The sequence below is a fragment of the Paenibacillus sp. UNC499MF genome (assembly GCF_900107975.1).
Lineage (GTDB): Bacteria > Bacillota > Bacilli > Paenibacillales > NBRC-103111 > Paenibacillus_F.
Genome location: NZ_FNVF01000022.1, coordinates 36,879 through 59,706 on the forward strand (window position 1 = coordinate 36,879; position 22,828 = coordinate 59,706).

Genomic DNA, 22,828 nt, shown 5'->3' on the forward strand with positions numbered 1-22,828 from the left:
TTCACCCCTTAAGTCTACTCAGTTCATAAAAATAAATAAGAAAAACTTCTATCGACGTACACTTCATGCGGCGCCGTCTTGTATGGTGGCACCCCCTTAAGGAAGGGCGTCTAAGCCGGGCGCACGCTAAGGTTGGACATCTCCGATCTTGTCAGAGAGCCCGTCCGAAGAAGCGACTGCAATGGATGGAGGTTTTTCTTGTTGATCCGCATCGTTATGACTAGTACTACTATTTTGTTAGAATTTCCTAAAATTTCAACATTATACTCAACGTTTGAAATTTTATTCATTTCTCTCCAAAAAAAATGCTTGACATTTTCTTAAACGAAAGACATCAAGCCCATCTTAATACTGACATTTTTTAATGATACCATATCAAGATTGTCAAGTCAAACTTTTTTCTCAAACACTTGACTATTTCTTAAAAGCCCGTATTATACGATAGCCTTTGTCTTTGGTAACTTCATCGGCCTCTCCGAAAAGCTCTTCCATCTTGGCGAAGGCCGACGGCGATCCTTGTTTCTTCTGAATAACCACCCATAATCCCCCTCCGGGATTCAGACATTCGTATGCCTGTTCAAATATGGCATGCACAGTCTGTTTACCTGCCCGTATCGGCGGATTCGTCAGAACCACATCGAATTTTTCCGTGTTTACTGCCTCCAGCTTATCGCTTTGATGCACGGTGATATTCCGGATTCCATTACGTTCCGCGTTTTGTGCCGTAAGCTCGATAGCCCGTTCGTTGATATCTACCATCGTTACATGACCGGACGGACATTTAAAAGCCGCACTCAATCCGATCGGCCCATAACCGCAGCCCACATCCAGAATACGCGCCTTAGCCGGCAGCACCATAGTTTCGATTAGCAGACGGCTGCCGAAATCGACCTCGCTCTTGGAAAAGACTCCGGCGTCCGTCTTCAATTTGAGCTTGCGATCGCCCACTTGAAACTCTATTTCCCGCACATTGTGTTTCACTGTCGGTTTTTGCGTATAGTAGTGATCCGTCAACGCGATCGCTCCTTTGTATTCAAGTCACTTTTCCTATCCTAGAATACCCGGAATTATGAAGCTCTACATAACAGCATCCAAAAAGCTCTATAAATTCAAAAGAAACCTCTTGAAGCCAGGCTTCAAGAGGTTTCTCGTGTAAAGCAAAATTATTTCACTTCGATAGAAGCGCCAGCTTCTTCGAGTTTTGCTTTTACTGCTTCTGCTTCTTCTTTGCCTACTTTTTCTTTGATAGGCTTCGGTGCGTTGTCAACCAGGTCTTTTGCTTCTTTCAGACCAAGACCAGTGATTTCGCGAACAACTTTGATAACGTTGATTTTGGAAGCACCAGCGTTGTTCAAGATTACGTCGAACTCGGATTGCTCAGCAGCTTCAGCACCGCCAGCAGCGCCGCCCATTACTGCAACTGGAGCTGCAGCAGTGACGCCAAATTCTTCTTCGATTGCTTTAACCAGATCGTTCAGTTCCAGAACTGTCATGCCTTTAATGGCTTCCAAGATTTGCTCGTTACTCATGGTTAAACCTCCATTATATTCATTCGAATGATTTTTGGGTAAAAATTAAGCTTCCGCTCCGCTTTCTTGCTTTTCAGACACAGCTTTAACCGCAAGAGCGAAGTTGCGAACAGGTGCTTGAAGCACGCTGAGGAGCATGGACAGAAGACCTTCGCGGGAAGGCAGATCAGCCAGCGCTTTGATTTGAGTTACATCCACAACTTTACCTTCAACAACGCCTGCTTTAATGCTCAGGCTTTCGTTTTTCTTAGCAAAGTTGTTAAGGATTTTCGCTGCAGCGATAACGTCGTCATTGCTAAACGCGATAGCAGTCGGACCTGTCAGATGTTCATCCAGTTCCGTCAGCTCAGCGTTAGCAGTTGCACGTCTTACCATCGAGTTCTTAAGAACTTGGAATTCTACGCCTGCTTCACGTAGTTGCTTACGAAGTTCCGTTACTTGCGCAACGTTAAGTCCACGATAGTCTGTTACGATTGTGCAGGAGCTTGCACGTAGTTTGTCCGACAAGTCGGATACGATCTGCTCTTTTTCTGCTAAAATCTTTGCGTTTGCCATAGGTACACCTCACTTCTTGTCAATCTGGTTTTCACCGAATCTATTGCAAGCATTTCCGCTGCCTAAGCATAAGAAATGCCTTCGTAGACTCTACGAAGGCATGACACTTCCGGTATAACCCGAACTTATATCATAACACCTCGGCAGGACATTAAGCTGTTTGGGATGCTCCCATCGGCACCTGCTGTCTACGGTCTATATATTCGTTTGTTAAACTAACGACCTCAGTTATGTTATCACGTTCGACACAAGATGTCAACCGTAAAATAACTTATCTGAAGGATTGAAGGTTCACGCGAACGCTCGGGCCCATTGTGGAGGAAATTGCAACGCTTTTCAGGTATACACCTTTAGCAGCGGCAGGTTTCGCTCTGAGCAGTGCGTCGATCAGCGCTTTGAAGTTCTCGGAGAGCTTGTCAGCGTCGAAAGATACTTTGCCGAGTGGAGCATGAATTTGTCCTGCTTTATCCAGGCGGTATTCGATTTTACCGGCTTTGATCTCTTGAACAGCTTTGGTAACGTCGAAAGTTACGGTACCTGCTTTAGGGTTAGGCATAAGGCCTTTACCACCGAGCAGACGTCCGAGCTTACCAACTTCACTCATCATGTCAGGAGTAGCTACGCAAACATCGAATTCGAACCAACCTTGCTGGATTTTGTTGATCATATCCTGATCGCCTACAAAATCAGCGCCGGCTGCTTCTGCTTCTTTAGCTTTGTCGCCTTTCGCGAATACGAGGACGCGCTTAGTTTTACCAGTACCGTGCGGAAGTACAACTACGCCGCGGACAGCCTGGTCCTGTTTTCTTGGGTCAACGCCAAGACGAACAGCAATATCAACTGTTTCATCAAATTTCGCCGGAGCTGTTTTCTTAACAAGCTCAATCGCTTCAGCCGGCTCATAAAGTGCATCGGCAGTAACCTGCTTAGCCACTTCGTTATATTTCTTACCGTGTTTAGCCATTTGTATTCCTCCTCTGTGGTCGTAACGGATTGCCCTCCCACTGTTTTGCGGCTTCCCGGGGAAGCCTACGAATCGAATTAGTCTTCGATCGTGATGCCCATGCTGCGAGCAGTACCTTCAACCATCAGCATTGCAGCCTCTACGGATGCAGCGTTAAGGTCAGGCATTTTCGTTTCAGCGATTTCGCGGACTTTCGCACGCTTAACCGTTGCAACTTTCTTCTTGTTCGGTTCGCCGGAACCTTTTTCGACACCAGCTGCGATACGAAGAAGTACGGCTGCCGGAGGCGTTTTCGTTTCGAATGTGAACGAACGGTCCTCGAATACAGTGATAACAACCGGAATGATCAGACCCGCTTGATCAGCAGTCTTAGCATTGAACTCCTTACAGAAAGCCATAATGTTCACGCCAGCTTGACCCAGAGCAGGACCGATTGGCGGAGCCGGATTCGCTTTCCCTGCAGGAACCTGCAGTTTCACCATTTTAATTACCTTTTTTGCCATGTGTGATGACACCTCCTTGCACGTAGTGTGGTTCGACGGGATCATTTCCCTCCCACCAGCAAAAGCCCATCCGCGAAAGAAACAGATCTGGCTAAGCTTTTCTTAAGGAACCAGCCAGAATCAGCAACCTGATTCCGCAAGAGAAACTTCCTCAATAGAGGGATTTGAATCGATGCAGTCTACAGTTTCTCCACTTGATGGAACTCAAGCTCCAGCGGAGTCTCTCGACCAAACATGTTGACATGAACCTTGAGCTTGCTCTTGTCTGCAATAATTTCTTCGACGGTGCCGACGAAATTCGCAAAAGGACCTACCTTCACGCGAACCGTTTCCTTCAGATCGAAATCGATCTTCGGTTTCGGTTCTTCCATTCCCATATGCTTCAGAATAGATTCGACTTCTTCCGGAAGCAGCGGAGTCGGTTTAGAGCCGGAACCCGTTGAGCCTACAAAGCCGGTTACGCCAGGCGTGTTGCGGACAACATACCAGGAATCGTCGGTTTGAATCATCTCTACGAGCACGTATCCGGGATAAACTTTACGCATGACGGTTTTCTTCTTGCCGTCTTTGTTTACCAGCTCTTCCTCCATGGGTACGAGTACGCGGAAGATCTTGTCCGCCATATCCATAGATTCAACGCGCTTCTCCAAATTTGCTTTAACTTTGTTCTCGTAACCTGAATAGGTATGAACGACATACCATCTCTTTTCCATATTTGCCACCTAGTTCCTGAATTTATTTGAAGACAAGCCGCAGCAACTCAGAGATCCCCAGGTCGAGCAAGAAAAAATAGACAGTCACGAAAGCCACCGTTACAAGGGTCACGGTCGTATAGCTGATCATTTCCTTGCGTGTTGGCCACTTGACCTTCTTCAGTTCGCTCCAGCTTTCAGTAAAAAACGAGAACGAGGAGCCGAAACCCTGCTTCATTTTAGCTAAGAAAGCCACGCACTACACCTCCACAGACTATCTGGTTTCGCGATGAGCGGTATGTTCATTGCAATATTTGCAGAATTTCTTGAACTCCATACGGTCTGGATGGTTACGCTTGTTCTTGTTGGAAGTATAGTTCCGTTGCTTGCAGTTTGTACAAGCTAGCGTCATAACAACTCGCATGTGTTACACCTCCCGTATCAAGATATACCCTTTTTTGCGCACAAAAAAAAAGCGATAGGGCTACCTGCAATACTTTAACATAACCGGTATGGGGTGTCAAGGATAACATCCTGCCCCGCGCACAGCAAAAAACCCTTTCTCGACCCGGGTTCTCTCCTCATTATCGACCAGCCTACATTCCCTTAAACGTGCCTTATTTCCATTACCGGCCGACGACAAAAATAAAAACACCCATTCACCGAAAGGGTGCCTCATCTATAGATCGCGTACTTCCAAATAACGTTCCAGCTTGCGTTTGACCCGCTGCAGCGCGTTGTCGATCGACTTCACGTGGCGGTCCAAATCTACCGCAATTTCCTGATAAGATCTTCCATCCAAATAGAGCATAAGCACACGGCGTTCCAAGTCGCTCAGAATCTCGCCCATCTTGTCTTCGAGTCCGCTGAATTCTTCCTGATTGATAATCAGTTCTTCAGGGTCCGTTACCTTCGAGCCGCAAATGACGTCCAGCAGCGTACGGTCTGAATCCTCGTCGTAGATAGGCTTGTCCAGCGAAACGTAAGAGTTAAGCGGGATATGCTTCTGGCGGGTCGCCGTTTTAATAGCCGTAATGATCTGCCGCGTAATGCACAACTCTGCAAACGCTTTGAATGACGATAGCTTGTCTCCACGGAAATCACGAATCGATTTATATAAACCGATCATGCCTTCTTGCACGATATCTTCGCGGTCAGCGCCGATGAGAAAATACGAACGGGCTTTAGCGCGCACAAAATTGCGATACTTGTTGATCAGATACTCCAGCGCATCGCTGTTGCCGCAATGGACAGCGTCGACGATGTCTTCGTCAGTCTTGAGATCGTAATCGGTCATTCTAAGCTCTTTGAGGTCGACACTCACCAACAATCCCTCCGGCCTGCAAAACTACCAATTTTGCTAAAAAAGGATAGGATAAGTATACATTATGTAATCTTACATCGTCAATGCAAACGGACATTCTTTTTCCAGACTTTTTCAAATGTGTCTGATGTTACTTTCCCCGTCTCCATTTCTCGAAGATCTCCCGCACTTCCTCGTTCAGCTTGCTGTCAAAGGTGTTTCGGCCGCTCTCGGACTCTTCCCGGATACGTTTGCGGACTTCCGTGCGGCTCTGTTTGATTTTGACGAAAAGCTCGGAAGCCGGAAGCCGGAGCGCGCCTTTGCCGAATATCACATGCTGCTCGGTCATATCCGAGGTCGCCACGTAAATCTGACGGCGCCGGCCGGTCAGTTCGGTAACGAGACGCTCGATCAGTTCGTCGGCCGTTTCCTTTTCTTTCGTATACAGAACGCTGAGCCTGCTCTGCACGTAGGTTTTGCCGAGTCCCGGAACCTGATACGCGTCAAAAACCAGATAAACCTTTACGCCGGAGAAAGACTGATATTCCGCCAATATGGTGATGAGCCTGTCTCTCGCCTCTTCCAGACTGCGGTCGCGCAGCTGCTTCAGTTCGGGCCAGGCCCCGATGATATTGTAGCCGTCCACAATCAGGAATTCTTTCATACGAGGTTATCCCGTCGTACGTTGTCTGACTACCTCGTACATCAATACTCCGGCGGCTACGGATGCATTGAGCGAATTCACTCGTCCGTGCATCGGCAGCTTCACGAGAAAGTCGCACGATTCTTTAATCAGGCGACCGACTCCGCGGCCTTCGTTGCCGATGACCAGAGCCAGCGGCATTTTAAAATTGCTGCGGTATACGTCTTCGGCCGCAGTCACGTCCGTGCCCGCTACCCAGACACCGCGTTCTTTCAGATCGCCGATGGTCTGGGAAATATTCGTCACGCGGGCTACGGGCACATATTCCACCGCTCCGGCCGATGTCTTCGATACGGTTGCGGTCAAGCCGACGGAACGCCGCTTCGGAATGATGACACCGTGCACGCCGGTGCAGTCCGCCGTACGGAGAATGGATCCGAGATTATGCGGATCCTCGATCTCGTCGAGGATCAGAATGAACGGATCCTCTCCTTTGCGCTCGGCGCGTGCCAGAATGTCTTCCACGCTGACGTAGTCATAAGCCGCCACCTGGGCGACGACACCCTGGTGCTGCAAATCCGGAGCAAGCTGGTCGAGCTTGCGCTTGTCGGCTGTCTGCACGATAACGCCAAGCTTCTTGGCTTCCGCGGCAACGGGCTGGGCCAGCTGCTTCTGGGCGGACTCGCTCAGCCATATTTTATGAATGGTGCGGCCGGAGCGCAGCGCTTCGAGCACCGAGTGTTTACCGCCGATGTATTCTTCCATGGTCGTGCCTCCTACATTGAATTCTGCTTAAAGTTTGTTTGCATCGGACGGCGCTTGCCGATCTGGAGCGCTTTCGGACGCCTTCGTACCTCCGGAAACGCCGGCTTGAATCTTTTCCATGCCGGTATCCGTACCGCCGGGTTGATTCGAAGCTGCGCCCGCTTCGGGCTGAGAAGCCGTCAAAGCCGCAATTTTCTCCGGCTCCAGCGAGGCTTGCATGATATAGTTCAGGCGTTCATACGCCTGCTTATAGTACAAATAGCCGATCAGGGTTTCGAATGCGGTGCTGTGCCGGTATTCCAGCACATCCGCGTTTTTGGCCGTCGAGCCGGATTTGGCGTTGCGCCCGCGTTTAACGATGTTCGTTTCTTCCTCCGTAAGGAGAGGAAGAAGCGCCTGCAGAGCTCTCGACTGCGCTTTGGCCGATACGTAGCGTGTAGCCGTTCGGTGCAGGTGATTCGGACGCTGGCTGGGCATGGAAATGACGTATTGACGGATGAACATCTCATATACGGCATCCCCCACGTAAGCCAGGACCAGCGGGTTAAGGAGTTCCGGCTTCTGGGAAGGCGGGTACCGGAACAGCTGCGGGCTCAACTTGTCGGGAGAATTCATTTCCGGCGCCAACGGATGCCCTGCGGTGTATCCTCGAGAAAGATGCCCTTCTCGGTAAGCAGGTCGCGGATTTCATCGGCGCGCGCCCAGTTTTTCGCCCGTCTCGCCTCATTGCGTTCTTCGATCAGCCCTTCGACTTCCTCGTCCAGCAGCTCATCTTCTTCTCTTGCCAGAATGCCGAGTACGGAATCGAAGTTACGGAAGCGTCCCATAATCAGTCTGAGCGTAGCCGCGGATACCCGCTCCTGCTGAAGCACACGGTTAGCTTCCGTGACGAGATCGAAAACAGCGGTAATCGCATCCGGAGTGTTGAAATCATCGTCCATTTTCGAAATAAACTGGGTTTCGATTTCTTTCACGCGTGCCTCCACCTGATCGTCCAGTGCATCTTCCTGAGCGATGCCGAGCCGGTGCTTCAGGTTGATCACACAATTCTGGATACGGTCCAGTCCGTTGCCCGCCTGCGTCAGTCCGTCTTCGCTGAAATTAAGCGGATTCCGGTAATGGGAGGACAGCATGAAAAAGCGGAGCGTTTCCGGCTTGATCTTTTTGGCGATCTCACGGATCAGCACTCCGTTGCCGAGGGATTTAGACATTTTTTCGTTATCGATATTGAGAAATTCGTTGTGCAGCCAGTATTTCGCCATCGGCTTGCCGGTAATGGCTTCGGTCTGGGCAATTTCGCACTCATGGTGCGGGAACGTCAAATCGACGCCGCCGCCGTGAATGTCAATCGACTCTCCCAGATATTTGTGCACCAAAGCGGAGCACTCGATGTGCCATCCCGGACGTCCGTTGCCCCAAGGACTGGACCAGAACACTTCACCCGGTTTCGCCGCTTTCCAAAGGACGAAATCCTGCGGATTTTCCTTACGCTCATCCACCTCAATGCGGATACCATACTGAAGCTCATCCAAATTTTGATGCGACAGCTTTCCGTATTCCTTAAAACGGGAGGTCCGGTAGTACACATCCCCGCCGTTTTCGTAGGCGAAGCCCTGCTGTACCAGCGAATTAATGAAGGTGATGATGATCTCCATGTTGTCCGTGACCCGTGGATGAATAGTCGCCGGCTCGATACGGAGAGTTTTCATGTCTTCCATATAAGCGGCGATAAAACGGTCGGCCAGCTCCTGGACAGTCTCCCCCGTCTCTTCCGCTTTGCGGATCAGCTTGTCGTCCACGTCCGTAAAGTTCACCACGTAGGTCACTTCGTAACCGATATAGGTTAAATAGCGGCGGACGACATCGAAGAAAATCGCCGGGCGTCCGTTGCCGATATGAATAAAGTTATATACGGTCGGGCCGCACACGTACATTTTCACCTTGCCCGGTTCAAGAGGTTTAAATTCTTCTTTTTCTCTTGTCATCGTATTAAACATTCTGAGTGTCATGCTCCCTAACGCCTCCATTCTTGATCTTCTCTTCTTCTAATTGTTCCCTTAATTCGTCGATTTGCACCTGTAAAGTGCGGCAAAGATCAAGTACAGGATCGGGCACGTTGCCGTGATCCAGCCGGTTAACCCGGATTCCGTCCCTTTTGACAATCTTTCCGGGAATGCCTACTACCGTAGAGTTCGCGGGAACTTCCTTAAGCACGACCGCATTGGCCCCGATCATTGCATTGTCTCCCACTTTGAAGGAGCCCAATATTTTGGCTCCCGAGGAGATAACGACCTTACTGCCGATCGTCGGATGCCGCTTGCCTTTTTCTTTTCCCGTTCCGCCGAGGGTGACTCCCTGATAAAGAATAACGTCATTGCCGATTTCACACGTTTCGCCAATCACTACCCCCATCCCGTGATCAATAAACAGCCTCTCGCCGATTGTGGCTCCCGGGTGGATTTCTATGCCTGTCATAAAGCGGCTGAACTGCGAAATGATACGTGCCGCCGCAAATAACTTGCGGGTGTAGAGCCAGTGAGCAATCCGGTGCGCCCAAATGGCATGGAGCCCGGAATAAGTAAACACAACCTCGAACCAGCTTCGGGCGGCAGGATCATTGTCGAAGACGGCTTTTATATCAGAACGTATGGTTTTCCACAAGGTTCATCACCTTCTTATTCGTTTCTGGGATGCTTAGCTCCTACCAACTGCTCCTGGCAAAAAAATCAAAAAGCCCCCGCAGCCCTAAGGCTGCAGAGGCGTATAATCGCGGTTCCACTCTGCTTGGTGACTGTGAAGTCTCCCAACTCTGCGCTGTTAACGGGTACGATCCGGCTGAACCTACAAATGGACAAGCCATCATTCGGCGCAGCAGCTCACAGGTGCATTTCCTCATAAAGGGATCGGATAACTTTCAGCCTTGCGGGGTTGCCGCTCGGTTATCCTCTCTGGAGATTCCGTCTTATGGGTACTCTCCTGTTCGGCGCTGTTCATAAACGTATAAAGTTGGTATCAGTATAGCTCAAAAGAGACAGCTTTACAATAAGGCGCGAAGCCGTTCCTGTACTTTTTCGCGGCCCAGCAGATGGATGGTCATGTTCAGGTCTCTTCCGTGCATCTGTCCCGTTAAAGCTACGCGGATGGACATAAAGAGCTGCTTGCCCTTATAGCCGGTTTCCGCCTGCACGGCTTTGAGCAGCTTCTGCACATTTTCCGGCGCCAGGCTGTCGGCCCCTTCCACCTGCTTCAAGAAGCTTTGCACCACGGCCGGCACATGCTCCTCGGCAAGCAGCGCGGCCGCTTCATCGTCGAAAGCCAGCTTTTCCCGGAAAAACAGCTCGGCGAGATCGACGATCTCCGCAGCGTAACGAAGCTGCTCCTGATACAATCCGACGAGTTCGGTTGCCCAGCGCTGCTGGTCTTCCGACAGCTCCGCAGATATAAGTCCCGCTTTCTGAAGGTGAGGAATAGCCAGTCCGGCGATTCGATCAAGCGGCGCCTGTTTGATGTAATGATTGTTCATCCAGTTGAGCTTGTCCATATCGAAAACGGCCGGGCTTTTGGAAACGCGGTCCAGATCGAATTGTTCCACCAGCTCGTCCAGCGTAAACATCTCCACTTCGCCTCCGGGAGACCAGCCCAGCAAAGCGATGAAATTCACAACCGCTTCCGGCAGGTAACCCAATTCGCTGTACTGCTGTACGAATTGAATGATAGACTCGTCGCGCTTGCTCATTTTTTTACGGTCCGGGTTGAGGATCAGCGAAAGATGCGCAAAATCCGGTACCGGCAGACCGAGTGCCTCATACAGCATGATCTGGCGCGGTGTATTCGTCAGATGCTCCTCGCCCCGGATGACGAGGGAGATTTTCATGAGATGGTCGTCCAGTACAACGGCAAAGTTATAGGTCGGAATTCCGTCGGGACGGACGATGATAAAGTCGCCGATTCCGTTCGTTTCGAATTCGACCTCTTCGCGCACTTTATCTTTGAATGCTATAATCTTATCCTTCGGTACGTGGAACCGGATAGAAGGCTTGCGCCCTTCCGCTTCGAACTCCGCCTTCTGCTCGGCGGTCAGGTGGCGGCATCTTTCCGAATACTGCGGAGTTTCTCCGCGCGCTTCCTGCTCTTCCCGTTCGCGCTCGAGCTCCTGCTCGGTGCAGTAGCAGTGATACGCGTTCCCCTCGTTCAGCAGCTGATCGATAAACGGCTGATACAGGCCCAGACGTTCCATCTGACGGTAAGGAGCGTACGGCCCGCCGATATCGACGGATTCGTCCCAATTCAGTCCCAGCCAGCTTAAGCCGTCCAGCTGATTTTGTACGCCGGACTCGACATGGCGGGTCTGGTCGGTATCCTCGAAGCGGACCACGAATTGGCCGCCGTTTTTACGGGCAAGCAAATAATCGAATAAAGCGGTACGGGCTCCACCGATATGAAGATGTCCGGTCGGACTCGGTGCGTAACGTACGCGGAGTGGGGTACTCATGGTATTAGCCTCTCTTCCGTTTTCCCTTACGGGATCCTTTGAAATAATAATTTATGATAGCACACCTTTTATCAAACAAACAACCGATTGCGCCGCTATTCCTTCGCCTCTTCCCGTAAAGCCGAGCTGCTCCGTAGTGGTCGCTTTCACGTTCACCTGCTCCAGTTCCGCATCCAGCGCCCGGGCAATAATTTCCGCCATTTGCGGAATATACGGAGCCATTTTGGGCTTCTGTGCGATAATGGTGGAATCCACGTTGCCGAGCCGGTAACCGCGTTCTCTGGCCAGGGACCAGACCCGCTTCAGCAGCACCAGGCTGTCCGCATCCTTGAATTCGGCAGCCGTATCCGGGAAATGCTTGCCGATATCGCCCAAACCCAGCGCGCCCAGGATCGCGTCCGTAATCGCGTGAAGCAGCACATCCGCATCCGAATGCCCCAGCAGTCCCTTCTCATACGGAATCGTAACACCTCCGATAATACATGGGCGGCCCTCCGCCAACTGATGCACATCAAATCCTTGTCCTACTCGAATCATCCGTCTATTCTCCTCTCCTGTTGCCTAACAACCATTCCGCCCATGGCAGATCTTCGGGGGTGGTGATTTTAATATTCGCATAGTCCCCTTCGACGACATGCACCGTATGCCCCGCCCGTTCAACGAGCATGGCATCGTCCGTGCCGAGAAATCCGTCTCGGGCCGCCTCTTCATGCGCTTCCTTTAAAAGAGAAAACCGAAAAGCCTGCGGCGTTTGGATCGCCCACAAGCTTTTACGGTCGGGTGTGGACATGATCTGACCATCCTCACTCACGACCTTGATCGTGTCTTTAACGGGAATGGCGAGCACCGCCGCACCGGTATCTATGGCTTTGTCCAGACAGGCGCATACCTGCTCTTCGGTAACGAGCGGGCGGACGCCGTCATGGACGAGCACCCAGCGCGTATCCGCACCGAGCGCCTCAAGCCCGGACCGGACGGAGTCCTGACGCTCTGCACCGCCTGCAATGACCCGGCTGACTTTATGCAGCCCGTAGCGGACGGCATACGATTCGCAGCGCGGGACGTCCGCTTCCCCGGTCACCAGCACAACGGAATCGATGCGGGCGATCTTCTCGAACAGCTCCAGCGTATGTACCAAAATCGGCTTGCCCGCCAGCTCCAGATATTGTTTGCTTTCCGCCGTCCGCATTCGCGAACCTCTGCCTGCCGCAACGACGATGACGCCGACTTTATTCACCTGCATACCTCCGGTTACCACCGGGTTTTGCTGCTGCAGCCTTATTCCTCTGCTGTAACGTGACAAGCTGCAGCCCCAGCGAAATACTCTCCCTATGATAACCCTTTATTGCGCTTTTTCCAAGAGCTTGGGCTTCGCGAAGATCATTCGTCCCGCTGACGTTTGAAGGACGCTGGTTACCATTACTTCAAGCAGGGAGCCGATAAAGTCTCGTCCGCCTTCCACGACAATCATGGTTCCGTCATCCAGATACGCTACTCCTTGCCCATGCTCTTTGCCGTCCTTGATGACCTGGACCAGAATCTCTTCGCCGGGAAGGACCACCGGTTTTACGGCATTCGCCAGATCGTTGATGTTCAGAACGGATACGCCCTGAAGCTCACAAACCTTGTTCAAGTTATAATCGTTGGTGATTACTTTGCCTTGAAGCACCTTCGCGAGCCGGATAAGCTTGCTGTCCACCTCGGAAATTTCTTCGAAGTCGCCTTCATAGATAAGAACTTTCACATCAAGTTCCTTCTGAATCTTATTTAAAATATCCAATCCGCGCCTGCCGCGGTTACGCTTGAGCAAATCGGAGGAATCGGCGATATGCTGAAGCTCTTCAAGGACAAATTCCGGAATGACCAGCGTCCCCTCAATAAACCCGGTTTTGCAAATGTCCGCAATCCGTCCGTCTATGATCACGCTCGTATCGAGAATCTTATGCTCCTCCGGCATTTTTCCTTTGCCGCTTCCGCCGTCTTTCCGGCTGCTCAGAAGATCGGAGATTTCCTCGCTCTTGCCGTAGCCGATCCGGCCGCCCATGACGGCGAGAAGAACGGTAACCGTAGCGGCCAACAGCACATGAACCCGTTCAAGCACCGGGAATACGAGCACCGCCGCAAGCAACCCCGCGATCATACCGAATGCCGCCGGAAGAAGATCGGAAGCGGGCATTTGCGACAAGCTGTTTTCTCCGCGCTGCATCAGTCTTAAAATAAGGCCCATGCCTATCCATGACACGATAAACATCCCGACAAAGCCAGCTCCGGCCGCCGTGTAATCCGCAACCGCTCCACCGTTGATTCCCGATAATTGAATAATGGCATCACTCCACCCGTAACCGAGTGCACCACCTAAGACGGCAATAATCCATTGAATCCATTTCATCTTACGGATTCACCTCCATCATCCAAAGTAAGAGGATTCCTTTCCCCTGTTACAAGTATGTTCCAAATGTTGGATGATTAAACACACGGAAGGTGTCAGATTGCCTCTCTATCCTAATTTCTATATAATGAGATGGAGACGAAACTAAAATGAGGTGCATGAGATGAGTGCCCTGTCCCTGAAAGATTTCCAGGAACAAGTTGGTGAACTGCTGCTTCGCCATCGCAGCCTGCTTGATGTATTGTCCAAATTTCAACAATCCAATGCCGGTGTGAACCGCTCTGTCATCAAATCGATTACCGAATGCGGCTGTATTGAAGTCAATGCCAAGAAACAGGAGTACTCTCCTGAAATGACATTGGATCAAGCTAAAATCGAGCTGCAAACCCATTTGGAAGGCAAGCTGTGCGAACATTGCATGGAAGCTATTTCCACTGAAATCGGGAAGCACCTTTTTTATCTTTCCGCTCTGAGCAACCTTCTTGATGTAAACTTGGAAAAAGTACTTGAAGACGAATCGAAAAAATGCTCGACACTCGGATTTTTCAATATGTCTTAGATAGAAGAAAAAAAGCATGTATTCTCCTCCGCAGCCCGGATGAAAATAGATGCTTTTTTTGTACACCACAGTATCGGTTCGCGGCAAAAAAAGAAACAGGAAGCTTAGGCTCCCTGCTCTTTTTATAGATGAGTCTTAGAATTCGCCAGATCTTCGGTCGTTTCCAGGCTTTTGTGCTTTCTGCGGCGAAGAACGAAGAGGCGATCAACGTTTTTTTTTAAGCCATAGAGCGCATAGATCACAAGCGGTATGAAAATCATTTTGGAAATGAACGATGGTTTGCTGATACCGATAATAACGGCAATGATCACGATAATCGGTGTAATCCAGATAGCGGCTTTGGGAATGCCCGCTTTCTTGAAGTTCGGATACTTGACGTTGCTCACCATGAGATAGGAAAGCAGCACTGTGCTGACCAGCAGAACATAGACGTTCAGCTCGTTGTGGAACAATGCCAGCGTTGCAAGTATGCCGCCTGCCGCCGGAATAGGTAAGCCGATAAAGTAACCCGGTGTACCCGCCACCACATTAAAACGTGCCAGACGAAGAGCGCCGCAAATCGGGAATATGGCCGTTACGACCCAGGCTGCCGCGGCAGGGCGGATATCGCCGAATGCGACAACGTACATAATGAACGCCGGTGCTACACCGAAAGAAATGACATCCGACAACGAATCCAGCTCTTTGCCAAATTCACTCTGCGCATTGAGCGCACGAGCAACTCGTCCATCCAGACCGTCGAGAAGCATAGCCACGATAACAAGCACGGCAGCCGTATCCGGTCTTTCGTTAAACACGAGAATAATGGCAAGAACGCCTAAAAACAGATTCCCAACAGTAAACAAGCTAGGAAGCGATTTGGTTATCATATTAGTTTAGTCCACCTCTAAATATACTGTACCCCATTAAAACAACGTGATCCAACCCATATTTATACTTTATGATTGTATGCAATTTAAATATGCCTGTCAATTAATACTTGCTCCTGAATTCTTCGCAGCCCTTCTTTGATCGCCCTTGCACGAACCTCACCGATTCCGTCTACCTCATCCAATTCTTCGATCGTCGCTACCGTGATATGAGGCAAATGACCGAATTTTTCCACCAGATTACTGATGATAATGGAAGGAAGCCGCGGAATTTTATTGAGCACCCGGAACCCTCTTGGAGAAACGAGTTCCTCCGATACGGCGTTGGTGTGCGGATAGCCGAGCAGCCGGATAATATGGTGCGGATCGAGCAGTTCTTCGGAAGAAAGGCGTTTGAGCCCCAGCAAAATATCTTTGATCTTCTCTTCGCTGAGTTCCCGGACATAATCCTTCAGAAGCAGACGCACTTCCAGTTCCGTATTGCCAACCAGTTCTTCGAGCTGCATGGAGATCAGGCGTCCTTCGGTTCCAAGCTCCGTAATGTATCTGTTGAGCTCATTCTTGATACGCAGCACCATCTCCACCCGCTGAATGGCATTGGTGACGTCGTGCAGAGTCACAAGCTCTTCGAACTCGGAAGCACCCAGATTGATCAAGGACTGATCCAGTTCCGTCTTGTACCGTTCCATCGTCTGGATCGCCTGATTCGCCTTGGTCAGAATAACCCCGATATCCTTGAGAGAATACCGCAGGTTTCCTTGATACAAGGTGATGATATTCCGTCTCTGAGAAATAGACACTACCAGTTTGTTCGTCTGCTTGGCAACCCGCTCGGCCGTACGGTGCCGGATCCCCGTCTCGGTCGATGGAATCGAAGAGTTCGGAATCAGTTGGGTGTTCGCATATAAAATTTTCTTGGCATCTTCGTTTAAAATGATGGCTCCGTCCATTTTGGCCAATTCATACAAGTAGTTTGGCGTAAAATCGCAGTCGATGGAAAATCCGCCGTCCACGATTTCCATGACTTCCGGAGTGCATCCGACGACAATCAAGGCTCCCGTCTTGGCACGAAGCACGTTCTCGAGCCCATCGCGGAAAGGCGTACCCGGAGCGACCAGCTGGAGCAGTTGGCTCATGACGTCTCGTTTAGTTTCTTCTTTGCTCATGTTAATCCTCCTGAAGCATTTCCGTTCTGTTAGCCGAGCGTCTTCACGCTAGCCTTGTTTTCAATAGATCCGTCTTGCACGGCCGGGCGAATCCGGCTGCATCGATTAGTCCAGTGCCGCTTTCAAAGCCTCCGACACCGTGCTTACGCCGACCACTTCGATGCCCTTCGGAGGCGTCCAGCCTTTGAGGCTTTTTTCGGGCATGATAACGCGCCGGAAGCCGAGCTTCTGCGCTTCCTTGACCCGCTGGTCGATGCGCGATACGCCGCGGACCTCTCCCGTGAGCCCGATCTCACCGAACACGGCGTCGTAAGCCTGCGTCGGCTGTTCTTTAAAGCTGGAGGCGATGCTTATCGCCACGGCCAGATCGACAGCCGGCTCATCGAGCTTAACTCCGCCGGCCACGTTCAAGTAAGCGTCCTGACTCTGAAGGAACAGGCCGACCCGTTTCTCCAAGACTGCCATAATGAGCGACAGCCGGTTATGGTCGATTCCCGTAGCCATTCTGCGCGGAGACGGGAAGTTGGTTGACGAGACGAGCGCCTGAATCTCAACCAGGACCGGTCTCGTTCCTTCCATGCTGGCGACGACTGTCGATCCGGCTACGCCAAGCGGGCGCTCGGACAGGAAAAGCTCCGACGGATTGCTCACTTCGGCCAGCCCGGTCTCACGCATTTCAAAGATACCGATCTCGTTCGTTGAACCGAACCGGTTTTTAACCGCACGCAGCACGCGGTAGGTGTGATGCCGTTCCCCTTCAAAATAAAGCACGCAGTCCACCATGTGCTCAAGCAGGCGCGGTCCTGCAATGGCGCCTTCTTTGGTTACATGGCCGACGAGAACCGTCGCTATATTCTTAAGCTTAGCTATGCGCATGAAATGGCTTGTGCATTCACGTACTTGGGAAACGGTTCCCGGGGCGGAGGATACGCTTGGATGGTAGACGGTCTGAATGGAATCGATGACCAGAAAATCCGGCTGGACTTCCTGAATCGCCTCTTCCACCACTTCCATATTCGTTTCGCAGAGCACGTAGAGATTCGGCGAAACGGCGTCCAGACGGTCCGCGCGAAGTTTCGTCTGACGAATAGATTCCTCGCCTGAGATGTATAGAACCTTCCGCCCCTCTTTGGTTAACGAGTGCGAGGTTTGCAGGAGCAGCGTTGATTTCCCTATGCCGGGATCTCCCCCGACGAGAATGAGCGAACCGGGTACGAAGCCGCCGCCCAAAACGCGGTTGAGCTCTCCGTTGTCCGTAAGCACACGCTGCTCTACACTGCTTTCTATGTTTATGATCGGAGTCGGTTTTTCTTTCGTCCGCAGAAAAGAAGAATTCATTCCCTGCGTTTTGACAACCGTCTCTACTTCTTCGGCAAAGCTGTTCCACGCTCCGCAGCCGGGACATTTGCCGAGCCACTTCGGGGTTTCATACCCGCACTGCTGGCAGATGAATTTCGTTTTTGTTTTACTCATGGCGCGAAGTTCCCCTTCTCTTTCTACGCTTAAAACGGGCAAACCGTTCCAGCGTCATTCAAAGTTTACCATTTTTGCGAATGCTATGAAAGTACTTGGCAAAAGAAAAAGCATTTTGCGGTACAACTGCATACCGCAAAATGCTTGATTATATGGCTTACTTGGACTGCGTCATCGCTTCTTCGTTCCGAAGCACAACTAGTTCGCCGTCCTTTTCGTCTATAGTAAGGGAGTCGCCCTTGGAAATGCTTCCTTTGAGAAGCTCCTCGGACAGACGGTCCTCAATGTGTTTCTGGATCGCCCTGCGGAGCGGTCTTGCTCCGTAACTCGGATCAAAACCTTCCTTCGCCAGGAAGTTCTTCGCGTTATCGGTAAGGATAAAGTCGACTTCCTGTTCTTTCAGACGTTTGCGGAGCTCATCGGCCATGAGGCTGACGATTTCAGCAATGTGCTTCTCGTCGAGAGAATGGAAGACGATAATCTCGTCGATCCGGTTCAGGAACTCCGGACGGAAGCTTTTCTTCAGCTCGTTCATTACTTTGTCCTTCATGTTGTTGTAATCTTTGCCGGAATCCTGGACAGCCGTAAAGCCGAGAGTCGAATTTTTCTTGATCGTATCGGCGCCCACATTGGACGTCATGATGATCAAAGTGTTGCGGAAGTCAACGGTACGGCCCTTGGAGTCTGTCAGGCGTCCGTCTTCCAGCACTTGCAGAAGGATATTGAACACTTCCGGATGTGCTTTCTCGATTTCATCAAGCAGGACAACGGAGTAAGGCTTGCGGCGTACCTTTTCGGTCAATTGGCCGCCTTCTTCGTAGCCTACATATCCCGGAGGCGCTCCTACGAGACGGGACGTCGAGTGTTTCTCCATATATTCGGACATATCAATGCGGATAACGGCATTTTCGTCTCCGAACAGGGATTCCGCCAAAGCGCGGGCAAGCTCGGTTTTACCTACACCGGTAGGACCCAGGAAGATAAAGGAGCCCATCGGACGCTTCGGATCTTTCAGACCCGCTCTTGCACGGCGGATTGCGCGGCTGACCGCTTTAACCGCTTCTTCCTGACCGATTACACGGTTGTGAAGAATATCTTCCATTTTAAGAAGACGTTCGGTTTCCTCTTCGGCCAATTTACGAACCGGAATTCCGGTCCAGCTCGCTACCACTTGGGCGATGTCGTCCGGAGTAACCTCCGTATCCATGCGTCCCTGTTTCTCTTTCCAATCGTTCTTCGTGCTGTCGAGTTCTTCGCGCAGCTTCTGCTCCGTATCACGCAGAGAAGCGGCTTTCTCGAACTCTTGGCTTTGAACAGCCGCGTCTTTCTCTTTGCGGATGTTTTCGAGCTTCTGTTCCAGCTCTTTCAAGCTAGGCGGTACCGTGTAAGAGTGAAGCCTTACTTTCGAGCTTGCTTCATCGATCAAGTCGATTGCCTTATCTGGCAGGAAACGGTCGGGAATATAACGATCCGACAGCTTAACGGCTTCCTCGATAGCTTCATCGGTAATTTTCACCCGGTGATGCGCTTCGTAGCGGTCACGCAGTCCGTGAAGGATTTGGATCGCTTCTTCCGGAGTCGGCTGATCCACCGTGATCGGTTGGAAACGGCGCTCCAGAGCGGCATCCTTCTCGATATATTTACGGTACTCATCCAACGTAGTGGCCCCGATGCACTGCAGTTCGCCGCGAGCCAAGGCCGGCTTCAGAATGTTGGAAGCATCGATCGCGCCCTCTGCACCGCCGGCACCGATCAAAGTATGCAGCTCATCAATGAAGAGAATGATGTTCCCCGCCTGGCGGATTTCATCCATGATTTTCTTCAGACGGTCTTCAAATTCGCCGCGGTATTTAGTACCTGCCACGACGGAACCCATATCGAGCGTCATGACACGCTTATCTTTTAACGTTTCCGGAATTTCATTGTTAATGATCTTTTGAGCAAGGCCTTCGGCAATGGCCGTTTTACCTACACCAGGCTCCCCGATCAGAACCGGGTTGTTTTTGGTGCGGCGGCTGAGAACCTGAATTACACGCTCGATTTCTTTGGAACGTCCGATAACCGGATCCAGGTTGCCTTCTTTGGCGATAGCCGTCAGGTCTCTCGCGAGACTGTCCAGCGTAGGCGTGTTCACATTGTTTCCGCTGCCGTGATTGCTCGAAACAACTTCGCTGCTTCCGAGAAGCTGCAGAACTTGCTGGCGGGCTTTGTTCAAAGAAATGCCCAGGTTGTTCAGCACGCGTGCCGCTACCCCTTCGCCCTCACGGATTAGACCGAGCAGGATATGCTCCGTGCCTACGTACGTATGGCCAAGCTTTCTGGCTTCGTCCATCGAAAGTTCAATGACCTTTTTGGCACGCGGTGTGTAAGCGATATTGGAGGGCTGCTCTTGTCCGCGGCCGATTAAAGATTCGACCTCATCCTGAATTTTTTCAAGTCCGAGTCCGAGAGCCACCAGCGCTTTAGCCGCAATACCTTCGCCTTCGCGAATCAGGCCCAGCAGGATATGCTCTGTACCTATATTGTTGTGACCCAGGCGTACTGCTTCTTCCTGTGCAAGGGAAAGAACTTTCTGTGCACGTTCCGTAAATCTTCCAAACATCATACTTAGCACCTCCATTGTAATTTCGAACGAAAGTCGTATAGTACCATTAAACGTTATGACACGGCTTGAATCTTTCCCGAATGATTTGGGCACGCCGGATATCCCGGTCGTCGGGAGATAGCAGTTCACCTGCTATTTGCTGCAAAAATCCCGGCTGTGTCATTACGAGAAGCTCATTCATGGTGTGTGCGGGAACTTCCCCCACTAAATTAAGATCTATGCCAAGGCGGACATCGGATAACCGCTGTGCCGCTTCCTTGGAATCGATAATCGAAGCGTGAGTCAGAATTCCGTATGACCGCATGACACGGTCAGTTATACGTATTCTCGACTCCTGCATGAGTTGCCTTCTTGCGGCACGCTCGTGTTCGATAATCTGTTTGGCTACACTATATAGATTATCGATGATTTCATCTTCGGACTGGCCGAGCGTGATCTGATTGGAAATCTGAAACAAATTCCCTAACGCTTCACTACCTTCGCCATATAGGCCCCGGACTGTCAGGCCAACCTGTGAAACCGCCGATAAAATTCGGTTAATTTGCTGGGTCAAAACAAGAGCGGGAAGATGCATCATGACCGAAGCCCGTATACCGGTTCCCACATTCGTGGGACAGCTGGTCAAGTAGCCGCGTCTTTCGTCAAAGCCGTAGTCGAGCTGGGATTCGAAAATATCGTCAATCTGGTTCGCCAAATCCCAGGCCTCTTTAATTTGGAATCCGGGACAAAGGCATTGAATCCGAATATGATCCTCTTCATTCACCATTATGCTGATAGATTCGTTGTCGTTAAGGATAACGGCTCCGTTCCGCGATTCTGTTGCCAGATTAGGACTGATCAGATGCTTCTCTACCAGGATTCTCCGCTCCAGTTCATTCAGTTCCGAGAGCGGCACAAGCGTAAAGTCGCTAATCGTTTTTAAGTCTTCATTGCCCAGAACAGCTGAAACTTTCTCAAGCACTTCCGCGGACTGCTGGTTCGTGGCCAACATCGGAAACGGATAATTCTGCAGATTCCGTGCTATACGAATGCGGCTGCTGATCACGATATCCGAATCGGGACCGTCCCCTTTCATCCATTCGCTTAATGCTTCCTTGACAAAATGTCTCAAAGAGGAACCCTCCTTTTCTCCAAATTCAAAGGTTTGAGGCGGGCGTCGAAGTTAACTGCTGCCGGCTGACTTCTTATCGAGGTCGCGAATACGGTCTCGCAGTTGAGCCGCTTTCTCGAATTCTTCCTGTTCGATGTGCGTCTGAAGTTCTTTCTTGAGTCGCTCTACCTCACGCTTCTGCTCGATCTCTTGTCCGGAGCGTTTCGGCACTTTGCCGACATGCTGCGTATTGCCGTGAACCCGCTTAAACAGGGGGTCCAGCTTATCTTGAAAGCTTTCATAACAGTGGCTGCAGCCGAAACGTCCCAGTTTGCTGAATTGTGAATACGTAAGTCCGCAGTGCTCGCACCTTATAGGACGAGCTTTGCTTGAAACAGTACCGGAGGAAGGATCGAAGTCGAGCAGACCCGAAAGCAGATTATGAATGGAGAAACCGCCCGGCGTACCGGGGATCAATTCTCCCTTCTCTTTGGCGCACGTTTCACAGAAGTGAAACTCTGTCTTCTCACCGTTTACAATTTTCGTAAAATGAAGCGTTGCGGGCCGTTTGCCGCATTCTTGACAAAGCACGTCAACCCCTCCTTATTTGCTCAGTAAGGATATCAGCATCGCCTTCAAAATCCGGGCACGGACTTCATCCCGCAAAGGAAGCTTAAACTGAAGCACATCCCGCGATATTGCGGCTTTGATGATGGCAGCTTCCCTCAGACTGATCAACCGGCCCTCTTCCAGGCGGTAAATCAATCCTTCGGCAGACGCTTGATCTATACTTTCACGAATGGTAGTCATGATGGTGTCCAGCAATGATCCGTAGGCGTTTAATTCGATCTTCTGAATCCGGATATAGCCTCCGCCTCCGCGCTTGCTTTCGACCACGTAGCCTTTTTCAAGGGTAAATCGTGTGCTGATGACATAATTAATCTGAGACGGCACACACTGGAATTGATCAGCTAGCTCGTTCCGTTGGATCTCTATGGACCCTTCGGGGCTTTGCTGCAGTATATGCTTTAGATATTGCTCGATAATCTCGGAAACATTACGCATCAATTCAGCCTCCCGTTGTTGAGAAGTAAATTGACTTTGACTTTCTTTGACCTTAACTCAATTATAATCATTTCCATATTACTTTGCAAGTACCTGATATCCGGTTAAGCAGAACTTCCTCTCTTTAGTTTTAACGCTATCCCGAAAAATATGCAAATACAGCAAA

Annotated in this window: 26 protein-coding genes and 1 other annotated feature; of the genes, 1 reads left to right on the top strand and 25 read right to left on the bottom strand. The window is 50.7% G+C overall.

The annotated features are described in order from the left end of the window. Positions 1-414: 414 nt before the first annotated feature. The 18 genes from C4S74_RS25065 to C4S74_RS25150 form a co-directional block, all read right to left on the bottom strand. On the bottom strand, positions 415-1,014 hold the full coding sequence (locus C4S74_RS25065; RefSeq protein ID WP_103998018.1) for a class I SAM-dependent methyltransferase: 600 nt from the start codon (positions 1,012-1,014) through the stop codon (positions 415-417). 149 nt (positions 1,015-1,163) lie between these two features. Beyond that, positions 1,164-1,529 (bottom strand): 50S ribosomal protein L7/L12, encoded by a 366-nt coding sequence (rplL, locus tag C4S74_RS25070; RefSeq protein WP_009674515.1) that lies wholly within the window; start codon positions 1,527-1,529, stop codon positions 1,164-1,166. Between the two features lie 45 nt (positions 1,530-1,574). Continuing rightward, positions 1,575-2,084 carry a 50S ribosomal protein L10 gene (gene rplJ / locus C4S74_RS25075; RefSeq protein WP_103998019.1) on the bottom strand — a complete coding sequence of 170 codons (510 nt, stop codon included), beginning with the start codon at positions 2,082-2,084 and terminating at the stop codon, positions 1,575-1,577. A 62-nt stretch (positions 2,085-2,146) separates the two neighbouring features. Beyond that, positions 2,147-2,296, bottom strand: a sequence feature (ribosomal protein L10 leader region). Positions 2,297-2,355: 59 nt separating this feature from the next. Beyond that, positions 2,356-3,048: a 50S ribosomal protein L1 gene (gene rplA / locus C4S74_RS25080; protein WP_009674490.1), complete on the bottom strand. Its 693-nt coding sequence runs from the start codon at positions 3,046-3,048 to the stop codon at positions 2,356-2,358. Positions 3,049-3,125: 77 nt separating this feature from the next. After that, positions 3,126-3,551: a 50S ribosomal protein L11 gene (rplK, locus tag C4S74_RS25085; protein ID WP_103998020.1), complete on the bottom strand. Its 426-nt coding sequence runs from the start codon at positions 3,549-3,551 to the stop codon at positions 3,126-3,128. A 179-nt stretch (positions 3,552-3,730) separates the two neighbouring features. Continuing rightward, positions 3,731-4,264, bottom strand: coding sequence for a transcription termination/antitermination protein NusG (gene nusG / locus C4S74_RS25090; protein ID WP_009674510.1), 534 nt, complete (start codon positions 4,262-4,264; stop codon positions 3,731-3,733). Between the two features lie 22 nt (positions 4,265-4,286). Continuing rightward, positions 4,287-4,499 (bottom strand): preprotein translocase subunit SecE, encoded by a 213-nt coding sequence (gene secE, locus C4S74_RS25095; protein ID WP_103998021.1) that lies wholly within the window; start codon positions 4,497-4,499, stop codon positions 4,287-4,289. A gap of 18 nt (positions 4,500-4,517) precedes the next feature. Continuing rightward, positions 4,518-4,667 (bottom strand): 50S ribosomal protein L33, encoded by a 150-nt coding sequence (gene rpmG, locus C4S74_RS25100; RefSeq protein WP_082211310.1) that lies wholly within the window; start codon positions 4,665-4,667, stop codon positions 4,518-4,520. A 255-nt stretch (positions 4,668-4,922) separates the two neighbouring features. After that, complete coding sequence (sigH, locus tag C4S74_RS25105; protein WP_009674492.1) at positions 4,923-5,567, bottom strand: RNA polymerase sporulation sigma factor SigH; 645 nt, start codon at positions 5,565-5,567, stop codon at positions 4,923-4,925. Positions 5,568-5,697: 130 nt separating this feature from the next. After that, complete coding sequence (locus C4S74_RS25110) at positions 5,698-6,210, bottom strand: NYN domain-containing protein (protein ID WP_103998022.1); 513 nt, start codon at positions 6,208-6,210, stop codon at positions 5,698-5,700. 6 nt (positions 6,211-6,216) lie between these two features. Then, positions 6,217-6,954, bottom strand: a complete 738-nt coding sequence (gene rlmB / locus C4S74_RS25115; protein ID WP_103998023.1) for a 23S rRNA (guanosine(2251)-2'-O)-methyltransferase RlmB — start codon at positions 6,952-6,954, stop codon at positions 6,217-6,219. A 27-nt stretch (positions 6,955-6,981) separates the two neighbouring features. Continuing rightward, on the bottom strand, positions 6,982-7,581 hold the full coding sequence (locus C4S74_RS25120) for a Mini-ribonuclease 3 (protein WP_308458033.1): 600 nt from the start codon (positions 7,579-7,581) through the stop codon (positions 6,982-6,984). Next, complete coding sequence (gene cysS, locus C4S74_RS25125) at positions 7,566-8,963, bottom strand: cysteine--tRNA ligase (protein WP_103998024.1); 1,398 nt, start codon at positions 8,961-8,963, stop codon at positions 7,566-7,568. Before cysS ends, C4S74_RS25120 begins: the two co-directional genes overlap by 16 nt. Continuing rightward, the gene (cysE, locus tag C4S74_RS25130) at positions 8,944-9,615 is read right to left on the bottom strand and encodes a serine O-acetyltransferase (RefSeq protein WP_009674501.1); all 672 of its coding nucleotides are present in this window, start codon (positions 9,613-9,615) and stop codon (positions 8,944-8,946) included. Before cysE ends, cysS begins: the two co-directional genes overlap by 20 nt. Before the next feature lie 376 nt (positions 9,616-9,991). Further along, entirely contained in the window at positions 9,992-11,446 is a 1,455-nt protein-coding gene (gene gltX, locus C4S74_RS25135; protein ID WP_103998025.1) for a glutamate--tRNA ligase, read from the bottom strand. 51 nt (positions 11,447-11,497) lie between these two features. Further along, a complete protein-coding gene (ispF, locus tag C4S74_RS25140; RefSeq protein WP_103998026.1) occupies positions 11,498-11,983 on the bottom strand; it encodes a 2-C-methyl-D-erythritol 2,4-cyclodiphosphate synthase in 486 nt (161 codons plus the stop codon). A 4-nt stretch (positions 11,984-11,987) separates the two neighbouring features. Beyond that, positions 11,988-12,689: a 2-C-methyl-D-erythritol 4-phosphate cytidylyltransferase gene (gene ispD, locus C4S74_RS25145; RefSeq protein WP_181024538.1), complete on the bottom strand. Its 702-nt coding sequence runs from the start codon at positions 12,687-12,689 to the stop codon at positions 11,988-11,990. Positions 12,690-12,788: 99 nt separating this feature from the next. Beyond that, positions 12,789-13,835 (bottom strand): PIN/TRAM domain-containing protein, encoded by a 1,047-nt coding sequence (locus C4S74_RS25150; protein WP_103998028.1) that lies wholly within the window; start codon positions 13,833-13,835, stop codon positions 12,789-12,791. Positions 13,836-13,998: 163 nt separating this feature from the next. Between C4S74_RS25150 and C4S74_RS25155 the strand changes: the two genes are divergently transcribed. Continuing rightward, positions 13,999-14,394 carry a DUF1573 domain-containing protein gene (locus C4S74_RS25155; RefSeq protein WP_103998029.1) on the top strand — a complete coding sequence of 132 codons (396 nt, stop codon included), beginning with the start codon at positions 13,999-14,001 and terminating at the stop codon, positions 14,392-14,394. Between the two features lie 122 nt (positions 14,395-14,516). Here the strand turns inward: C4S74_RS25155 and pssA are convergent, their stop codons facing one another. From pssA to C4S74_RS25190, 7 genes are all read right to left on the bottom strand, one after another. After that, positions 14,517-15,263, bottom strand: a complete 747-nt coding sequence (gene pssA, locus C4S74_RS25160; RefSeq protein ID WP_103998030.1) for a CDP-diacylglycerol--serine O-phosphatidyltransferase — start codon at positions 15,261-15,263, stop codon at positions 14,517-14,519. An 86-nt stretch (positions 15,264-15,349) separates the two neighbouring features. Beyond that, positions 15,350-16,429, bottom strand: a complete 1,080-nt coding sequence (gene disA, locus C4S74_RS25165; protein ID WP_042235469.1) for a DNA integrity scanning diadenylate cyclase DisA — start codon at positions 16,427-16,429, stop codon at positions 15,350-15,352. Between the two features lie 105 nt (positions 16,430-16,534). Beyond that, the gene (gene radA, locus C4S74_RS25170; protein WP_009674513.1) at positions 16,535-17,902 is read right to left on the bottom strand and encodes a DNA repair protein RadA; all 1,368 of its coding nucleotides are present in this window, start codon (positions 17,900-17,902) and stop codon (positions 16,535-16,537) included. Positions 17,903-18,059: 157 nt separating this feature from the next. Continuing rightward, the gene (clpC, locus tag C4S74_RS25175) at positions 18,060-20,507 is read right to left on the bottom strand and encodes an ATP-dependent protease ATP-binding subunit ClpC (RefSeq protein WP_103998031.1); all 2,448 of its coding nucleotides are present in this window, start codon (positions 20,505-20,507) and stop codon (positions 18,060-18,062) included. Positions 20,508-20,553: 46 nt separating this feature from the next. Next, positions 20,554-21,582: a protein arginine kinase gene (locus C4S74_RS25180; protein WP_374755414.1), complete on the bottom strand. Its 1,029-nt coding sequence runs from the start codon at positions 21,580-21,582 to the stop codon at positions 20,554-20,556. An 87-nt stretch (positions 21,583-21,669) separates the two neighbouring features. Continuing rightward, positions 21,670-22,188, bottom strand: coding sequence for a UvrB/UvrC motif-containing protein (locus tag C4S74_RS25185; RefSeq protein WP_103998033.1), 519 nt, complete (start codon positions 22,186-22,188; stop codon positions 21,670-21,672). Between the two features lie 12 nt (positions 22,189-22,200). Further along, positions 22,201-22,662 carry a CtsR family transcriptional regulator gene (locus C4S74_RS25190; protein ID WP_103998034.1) on the bottom strand — a complete coding sequence of 154 codons (462 nt, stop codon included), beginning with the start codon at positions 22,660-22,662 and terminating at the stop codon, positions 22,201-22,203. Positions 22,663-22,828 lie beyond the last annotated feature (166 nt).